This is a genomic window from Roseateles sp. YR242 (assembly GCF_900109745.1).
Classification (GTDB): domain Bacteria; phylum Pseudomonadota; class Gammaproteobacteria; order Burkholderiales; family Burkholderiaceae_C; genus Roseateles.
This window is the reverse complement of sequence record NZ_FOAV01000012.1, coordinates 69,610-77,827: the sequence shown is the minus strand read 5'-3', so window position 1 is coordinate 77,827 and position 8,218 is coordinate 69,610. Positions and strand designations below refer to the sequence as shown.

Annotated in this window: 3 protein-coding genes; 1 reads left to right on the top strand and 2 read right to left on the bottom strand. The window is 67.6% G+C overall.

Going from position 1 to position 8,218, the window contains the following annotated elements; all coding sequences use genetic code 11:
- Nucleotides 1–2: 2 nt before the first annotated feature.
- A complete protein-coding gene (locus BMY53_RS26520) occupies nt 3–4,580 on the top strand; it encodes an AMP-binding protein (RefSeq protein ID WP_255370295.1) in 4,578 nt (1,525 codons plus the stop codon).
- 66 nt (nt 4,581–4,646) lie between these two features.
- Here the strand turns inward: BMY53_RS26520 and BMY53_RS19665 are convergent, their stop codons facing one another.
- Together BMY53_RS19665 and BMY53_RS19660 are read right to left on the bottom strand one after the other, a co-directional pair.
- A complete protein-coding gene (locus BMY53_RS19665; protein ID WP_177200971.1) occupies nt 4,647–6,812 on the bottom strand; it encodes a TonB-dependent siderophore receptor in 2,166 nt (721 codons plus the stop codon).
- Nucleotides 6,813–6,928: 116 nt separating this feature from the next.
- A complete protein-coding gene (locus BMY53_RS19660; RefSeq protein WP_092948269.1) occupies nt 6,929–8,215 on the bottom strand; it encodes a lysine N(6)-hydroxylase/L-ornithine N(5)-oxygenase family protein in 1,287 nt (428 codons plus the stop codon).
- Nucleotides 8,216–8,218 lie beyond the last annotated feature (3 nt).

The window sequence follows — 8,218 nt, the reverse complement described above, 5'->3', positions numbered from 1 at the left end:
TCATGAATGCGGAGTTTGCTTCCCTGGCCCAACGCTTCGCGCGTCTGAGCGCCCCCAAGCGAAAGATCTTCCTGGAGCGTCTGCAGGGCGAAGGGCTGGACTTTGCCGCGCTGCCCATCGTTGCGCGTGACCCGGCGCAGGACGCGCCGCTGGCGCGCGCGCAGCGTGGCCTGTGGCTGGCCTGGCAGGTGGCGCCGCAGTCGCCGGCCTACAACCTCGCCGGCCGCCTCACGCTGCGCGGCTTGCCCGCTGGGGCAGCATTCGAAACGGCCGGGGGGACGCCAGCCGAGACGCCAGCCGAGACGCCAAACGGAACGCCAATCGCAACGCCCATCGCAACGCCGGTGGGTCCGCAACCTGGCGCGCACTCCGCCGCGCCAGCCGGGGGCATCACGCCGGCCCAGGTGGAGGCGGGCGTGCGCCGGCTGGTGGAGCGACATCCGGCGCTGCGCACCGCCTTTGGGCTGGATGCCGACGGGCAACCGGTGCAACGCGTCCGCCCGGACGCCACGCTGGACTGGCGCCGCGTGGATTGGGCGACCCCGCACCAGGAACAGGACGAGGTTCTATCCCAACGCGAGCAAGCCTTTGCCCGCCAGCCGTTCGACCTGGAGCAGGGCGTGGTGTTCCGCGCCGAGCTGCACACCTTCATCGATGGCGTGCTGGCGCTGTTGCTGGGCGTCCATCACATCGCCGCCGACGGCAGTTCGGTGGACCTGCTGATGGCCGAGCTGGTGGCCGACCTGCAGGTGCCCGGCGCCCTGGGCGCGCGGCCGGCGCTGCCGATCGACTATGCGGACTATGCCGCCTGGCAGCATCACTGGCTGGAAGCCGGTGAACAGGCGCGTCAGTTGGCCTGGTGGCAAGGCCAGCTCGCGGGCCTTCCCCTCGCGACGGAACTCCCACTGGATCGTCCACGGGGTCGGCATGTGGGCGCGCAAGGGGCACTCCAGTCCTTCAGGCTGGAGGCGGCCACCAGTGCTGCTCTGCTGGCCCTGGCCCGCCAGCATGCTGCCTCGCCCTACATGGTCACGGTGGCGCTGCTGAACCTGTGGGTGGCGGCCTTCTGCGGCGAGCGGGACATCTGCATCGGCCTGCCCACGGTGAACCGGGGGCGGGAGGAACTGGACGGTGTGGTGGGGCATTTCACCAACGTGCTGCCATTGCGCGTGCGGGTGGACCCGCGGGCCGGTTTCCTGCCGCTGCTGCTGCAGGTGCGCGACGGTCTGCTGGACGCCAAGCGGCATGCAGACCTCCCGCTGGACCTTCTGGTGGAGCACCTCGCCGTGGCGCGGCAGCCGGGGCTGCATCCCTTCTTCCAGATCAAGTGTGCGCAGCAGTCCGCCAGCACATTCATGGGCGCTGGACCGGCCCTGCAGGTGGAGGCGCGCGGCATCCTGGTCGACGAGGTGCATTTCGACCTGAGCCTGGATGTGGTGGTGGATGGCGAGGGGCTGGCGTTTGACCTGGCTTATGCCACCGCGCTGTTTGATGCGCAGACGATCGCCCGCATGGTGGCGGGCTTCCAGGCCTTGGCGGTGCAGGCTGCTGCGGCTCCTCAGCGGCCGATTGATCTTCTGACGCTGCCCGGTGAGGGCTCTGTCCTTGAGCCAGAGACCCGTCTCTGGCCGGCCACCAGCGTGTTGTCGCTGTTCAAGGCATCTGCCACTCAACGCCCCGATGCGGTTGCCCTGACACAAGGTGACGAGCGCTACAGCTATGCCGAACTGGAGGAGGCGGCGCAACGCTGGGCGCAGGCGCTGCGGTCGTTGGGCATCGGTCCGGACGAGCGTGTGGCCATCTGCATGGAGCGTTCCCCTGCCTTTGTGTTGGCCATGCTGGCCACGCTCAAGGCCGGTGCGGCCTTTGTGCCGCTGGACCCCAGCGCGCCACCGACGCGGCTGGCGCAACTGCTGAATGAATCCCAAGCCTGCGCGCTGCTTGTGGCCCCCGGGGCGGCACAGGAGCGCGCCAGCGATGACCGCGCCACTCACGCCACGCGCCTGGCACGCGCTGCACCCATGGCGCACAGCCCCGAGAGCCCCGAGAGCGCTGAAAGCACTGCTGGCGGCAACAGGCCCGATTGGGCCGGCGCGCTGCCGGTGCTGGCGCTGTCGTTCGCGCCTGATGCGATTAATGCGAATAATGCGACTAATGCGACTAATGCGGCCGACCCGTCGAGCCCACACGCCGTGCGCAGAGTGCCGCAGACCGAGGGTGGGGTCCATCCGGACCAGGCGGCCTACGTCATCTTCACCTCCGGCTCCACGGGTCGCCCGAAGGGTGTGGTGGTGAGCCACGGCGCCCTGGCCAACTATGTGCAGGGCTTGTTCACACGGCTGGCACTGCCGGCCGGTGCCAGCTTCGCCATGGTGTCCACGGTGGCTGCCGATCTCGGCCACACTTCGCTGTTCGGTGCGCTGTGCAACGGTGGGGCCCTGCACCTCATGGACCACAGCGAGGCCTTTGATCCCGATGCCTTTGCCCGGCGCATGCGCCACAGCCAGGCGGACGCGCTCAAGATCGTTCCCAGCCATCTGCGCGGTCTGCTGAATGCGGGCCAGGCCGCGGATGTTCTGCCGGCTCGCCTCCTGATCGTCGGCGGGGAGTCTGCCGATGAGGTGTTGCTGAACCAGATTCGCCAGTTGCGGCCGGACCTGCGCATCCTCAACCACTACGGCCCGACCGAGACCACGGTGGGTGTGCTGACCCAGGACCTCCCGGCCGCGTCGCCCATTCCCGCCGGCCTTGCGCTGGGCCGGCCGCTGCCGAACATGCAGGCGTATGTGTTGGACGCCGACCTGCAAGTAGTCCAGCCGGGCATGACGGGGGAACTCTATATGGGCGGTCCCGGCGTGGCGCGCGGTTATGGCGGGCAGCCCGGCCAGACGGCCGGCCGCTTCATCGCCTCGCCGTTCCAACACGGCGAGCGGCTGTACCGAACGGGAGACAAGGTCCGCCTCGACAACGACGGTGCACTGCGCTTCCTGGGCCGCCAGGACGACCAGGTGAAGATTCGCGGCTACCGCGTCGAGCCCGGTGAAGTGCAGGCCCTGCTGCGTGAATCACCGCAGGTGGCCGATGCATATGTGCTGGCCGGACGCCATGAGCAGGGGGCGGCCGAACTGTGGGCCTATGTGGTTCCGGCTCAGGGCCAGCCGTTGGATGTCCCGGCCTTGCGGGCGCATTGGCAGCAGACGCTGCCTGCCCACCTGGTTCCCGCAGTCATCGTGCCGCTGGCTGCGCTCCCGCTGAATGCCAACGGCAAGGTGGACCGTCATTCGCTGCCGCGTCCGGACAGGCGCTCGGATGTGCATATGCGTGCAGACTTGCGAGCGGACATGTGCGCTGGCGAAGCCACTCCGGCTAGCTTTGGGAAGGCTGGTGACGCAGGGAACGACTCGAACGGCCTGCACGACGCGCACGAACATGGCGGCGGCGGCGTCGGCCTCGGTGGTGGCAGTGGCGGCGGCGATGGTGACTGCGGCACCGGTCGTACAGCGCCGCGTGACCCCGCCGAGCAGGCGATCGCTGCGCTCTGGGCCGACCTGCTCGGAATCGATGCCCGCAGCATCAACCGCAGTGACAGTTTCTTCGGCCTGGGCGGCGACTCCATCCTCAGCCTCAAGTTGATGACCCGCCTGCGGCGCACGGTGCACGGTGGGGATCGTCTGTCGCTGCCCACGGTGATGCAGGCGGTCAATCTTGGCGCGCTGGCGGATGCGTTGCGGCAGGGTCTTGAAACAAGCCACGATGCGGTGCGTCTCAGCCGGTCCGGGGCCGGGCAGGCGTTCACCGAAGGGAAGGGCGCTCCGCTCTATTGCGTGCCCGGCATGATTGTCAACACTCGCGAGTTCGAGCCCCTGGCGCAAGCGCTGGGCCCGGACCGCCCGGTGCATGCCTTTGTCAGCCATGTCTACACCGCGCAGCGGTGGCGCGGGTTCGCCATCCCGGCATTGGCGGGCGAGTACGCGGACTACATCGCCGCCACGGCTGCGGGCGGCCGCTGCGCACTGCTCGGCTGGTCCTCCGGTGGAGACCTCGCCCACGAACTGGTTCAGCGCCTGAAGGGCAGGGTGCAGGTGGACTTCGTGGGCCTGGTGGATGTTTTCGAAACGGAGCCTCTGCGGGCTCGCCGCGCCCTGACCGACGGGGAGCGAACTGGGGCGCGGGAACGGATCGAGGCGTGGCTCAGCCGCTCGACCATGGCCGACACCTGGCGCGCGCTGATCGACCGCATGGACCCGCAGGAGCTCGACTGCATCGCCGAGAACGCGCTGATCGATGAGCAGCCGCTGCCGCTGGATGGTTCCGATGAGGACGCGGCGGAATACCTGCTCTGGACCACGCTGGACAAGCGCGTGCAGGCCACCCGTTATGCCTATCCGCCCAGTGATGTGCCGGTGCATGTCTACCTGGCCGAGGAGTCCCTGCAGTCCGACGGTCGACTGAGGGACTGGTCGGCCCATGCGCCCGTGGCCCATACCCGCGACGTCGCGGGCAGCACCCACCTCAGCATCATTCGCCACGAAGCCCTGCTGGCCGATCTGGCCCAGCGCCTGGCGGCGATCGACGCGTAAAAGAAAGAAGGGCCGCCGGGCGCATCACGCGCCGGGCGGCCCCGCGGTCTCAGCGAGCCTGGGCGATCAGAAGTGGTACTTCGCGCTCAACAACACCGCGCGGTCCTCACCCCGGAAGTAGCTGCCGTAGGCCACGGCGGAGTAGTAGTGCTTGTTGAACAGGTTGCTCACGCTCAACGAGAAGCGCCACGGGCCGGTGGTGTAGCGCACCGACGCATCTGCCAGCGTGTAGGCGGGCTGGGACGAGGTGTTGGTTTCGTTGTTCCAGCGCTTGCCCACATACCGCACGCCGCCGCTCACCCCCAGACCTGTGGCCGCGCCATCAAAGCTGTAGTCCAGCCACAGGTTGCCGGTCTGCTCCGGCACCAGGATGGGCGTGTGGCCCACTTCGTCCGGGTTGGCGCTGGAGAGCACCTTGAGGTCGAAGCTGGTGTAGGCGGCCGTGAGGCGCCACTGGCGGGTCAGCTCCGCCTTGGCCGAGAGTTCCAGGCCACGCGAGCGCACGTTGCCGATCTGGTGGGCGTCAAAGGAGACCGGGTCGTAACTCACCACGTTGGTCTTCTTCAGGTTGAAGAAGGCGGCGGTGAAGGAGAACGGCTTGTCCTGCGGAATGTACTTGACGCCCACTTCCACCTGGCGGCCGTCGCTGGGCACAAAGGTCGCGCCCGTGAAGTCCACCCCGATGTTGGGCACGAAGGATTCGGCGTAGCTGACGTAGGGAGACCAGCCGTTGCCCACCAGGTAGTTCAGGCCGACACGGCCGGTGGTGGCGCTGTCCTTCTGCGAGGCCTGTGCCTCATACAGGCGGTCGTCGCTGTCGGTCTTGACGCGGTCATGGCGCAGGCCCACGGTCACGCGCCAGTGGTCGTCCCACTTCAACTGGTCCTGCGCGTAGAAGCCCAGCTGTGTGGTGGTGACCAGGGTGTCGGCCGCCGGCGTGGTCGGGTTCGCGATGGTCACGCCGTAGACCGGATCATTCATGTCCAGCGGCGTGGTCATGTCCGCCCAACGCTGCCACTTGGCGCGGCTGCGGTCCCAGTCCACACCGAAGAGCAGGCCATGGGTCAGCGGGCCGGTGGTGGCGGAGCCCTGCACCGAGGTGTCCACCGTGGTTTCCTTCACCGACTCCACGTCGTGCCGGGCCTGGCGCTCCAGCGTCGTGCCGTCATCGTCCAGGAAGGACAGGATGTGGTGCTTGTCCATGGTGCGGCGGGCATAACGCAGTTTGTGGCTGAGACGCCAGTCCCCGTCGAAGTGGTGCTCGAACTGGTAGCCCCCGGCATCGGAGCCGGTCTTGATGCGGCTGTAGCTCGGGTCACCCTCCTTGACGGAGGTGGGATTGCCGTCTGCGCCGGTCACGTATTGCACGTCATCGGAAGCATCGTCCTGCAGGTGTTCGTATTGCAGGATCAGCGAGCTTTGCGGCGTGAGGTCCCAGCGCAGCGAGGGGGCGAGGTAGTCACGCTCGCGCTTCATGCGCTCGCCATCCGGATATTTCTCCTGCGTGCCGGTGTCCAGCTTCAGGCCTACCAGACGCCAGCGCAGTCGGCCGTCTTCCGTGAGCGCGCCGCCCACGTCGGCAGCCACCTGCTTGCGGTCGTAGCTGCCCACCTGCACCTCGACCTCCGACACCATGCCGGCGTCGGGGACCTTGCTGACGCGGTTCACCACGCCGCCCACATCGCCCTTGCCGAACAGCACGGACGAGGGGCCCAGCAGGATCTCCAGTCGCTCCAGGCCATACAGCTCGGTCTGCACACCCAGGAAGGTGAGCCCCACGGTCTGGATGAGGCCGTCGCGGTAGCTGCTGGTGTACCAGCCGTCAAAACCCCGCAGGATCACCCAGTCCGGTGCGCGGGAGTCCGAGCCATAGGGGTTGACCGTCACGCCCGGGGTCTGGCGCACCGCCTCGGTCAGCGTGGTGATGCCCATGTCCTCGATTTCCTTGGCCGTGATCACGTGCAGGGACTGCGGCACCTCGATCAAGGCCGTGTCCGTCTTGGTGCCAGCCGAGCTGCGCTTCACCACGATGCTCTTGTCCCGATTGCCCTGCACCCGCACCGTGGGCAGCGTGGGCTTGGCCTCGTCGGCCGGCACGGCAGCCTCGGCAGGTTGCGTCTGGGCCCAGGCACCCTGGGCCAGCAGCAGGCCGGCGGCGCCCGCCAGGGCTGCGCGAAGCGCCAGATTGAGCGGCGTGAGACGGAAGTCGGTATCCCGATGAGAGGCGGTCATGGTTGAGCTCATGGTTGTTTTTGATGGAGCTGTGGTGGTTGAAAAAAAGCGAGGCAGCCGCCCGGGGGAGATCCCTCGGGGCGGCTGGCATTGACGTTGTCGGCCCGTAGCCGCCCTCAGTAGGCGGGGGCTGCGGCCTGTGGCCAGGGTTTGCGTTGGGCCTCCATGAGTGCGTCGCAGATCTCACCAGTGCGTACGGCGGTGACCGACAGCAGCGTGTCGCTCAGGCCATGGGTGTTCTCGCAAGCACCTTGCAGGAAAATGGCGGGACGGAAATTGGCCGGGCTGCGCACCTGGTAGTTGCGGTCCACGCTGCAGTCGCCCAGCCAGGGCGCCAGCGGGGCCAGCAACTGGCGGTGCAGCGCACGTTCATAACCGGTGGCCAGCACCACGGCGTCATAACGCTCGGCCGTGGCTTGCTCGTTGTGCAGGTCGGTCAACCGCAGGTGAATGCCATCGTGATCGGCGGTCACGCCCCGCACCTCGTGGCGGCGTTTCATCCGCAGCCGCGTGCCACCGCTGACCTTCTGCTCATACAGCACCTTGAAGATCTGCTGGATCAGCTCCAGGTCCGGGCAGGCGTAGTTGGTGTGCCAGAACTCGCGCAGCATGCTGCTGCGTTCGGCCTCGCTGGCGCCGTAGACATCGTTGATGAACTCGGCGTTGAAGATCTCGTTGACAAACGGGCTGTCGTCCGAGGGCTTGATGGCGCGGGCCCGCATGATCAGGTCCACCTGCATGTCCGGCGTGCGGCCCTGCAGGTCCAGGAAGATTTCGGCGGCGCTCTGGCCGGCCCCCAGCACGGCGATGCGTCGTGCCCGGGGTACACGGTCGATGGCGTCGCGATAGCGGCTGGAGTGAAAGACGCGCGGGTCTGCATGCAGCGGCTTGAACACCTCGGGGATGTTGGCGCTGCCGCCAGGGCTCACCACCAGGTGGCGGGCCAGGCGGTCGCGCACATGGCCGTTGGCGTCGCGAGAGCGGATGCGCAGCGCGCTGACCGTTTCGCCGCTGTACTCGGGCAGCACCTCGAAGACGTCCTCGCCGTAGGCGCAGTAGTCATCGAACTGGGCGGCTGCCCAGGCGAGGTAGTCATTGAATTCGTGGCGGCTGGGGTAGAAGGTCTTCAGGTTGATGAAGTCGGCCAGGCGCTGCTTCTCATGCAGGTAGTTGAGGAAGCTGAAGCGGCTGGTGGGGTTGCGCAGCGTGGCCAGGTCCTTGATGAAGGAGATCTGCATGTGCGTCTGGTCCAGCAGCATGCCGGGGTGCCAGGCGAAGGTGTTCTGGCGTTCGATGAACAAGGCGTCCAGGTGGCGGCCGGGTTGGCGTTGTTCGTCCAGGGCAATGGCCAGCGCGATGTTGGACGGGCCGAAGCCGATACCCACAAGGTCATGGATCTGCATGCT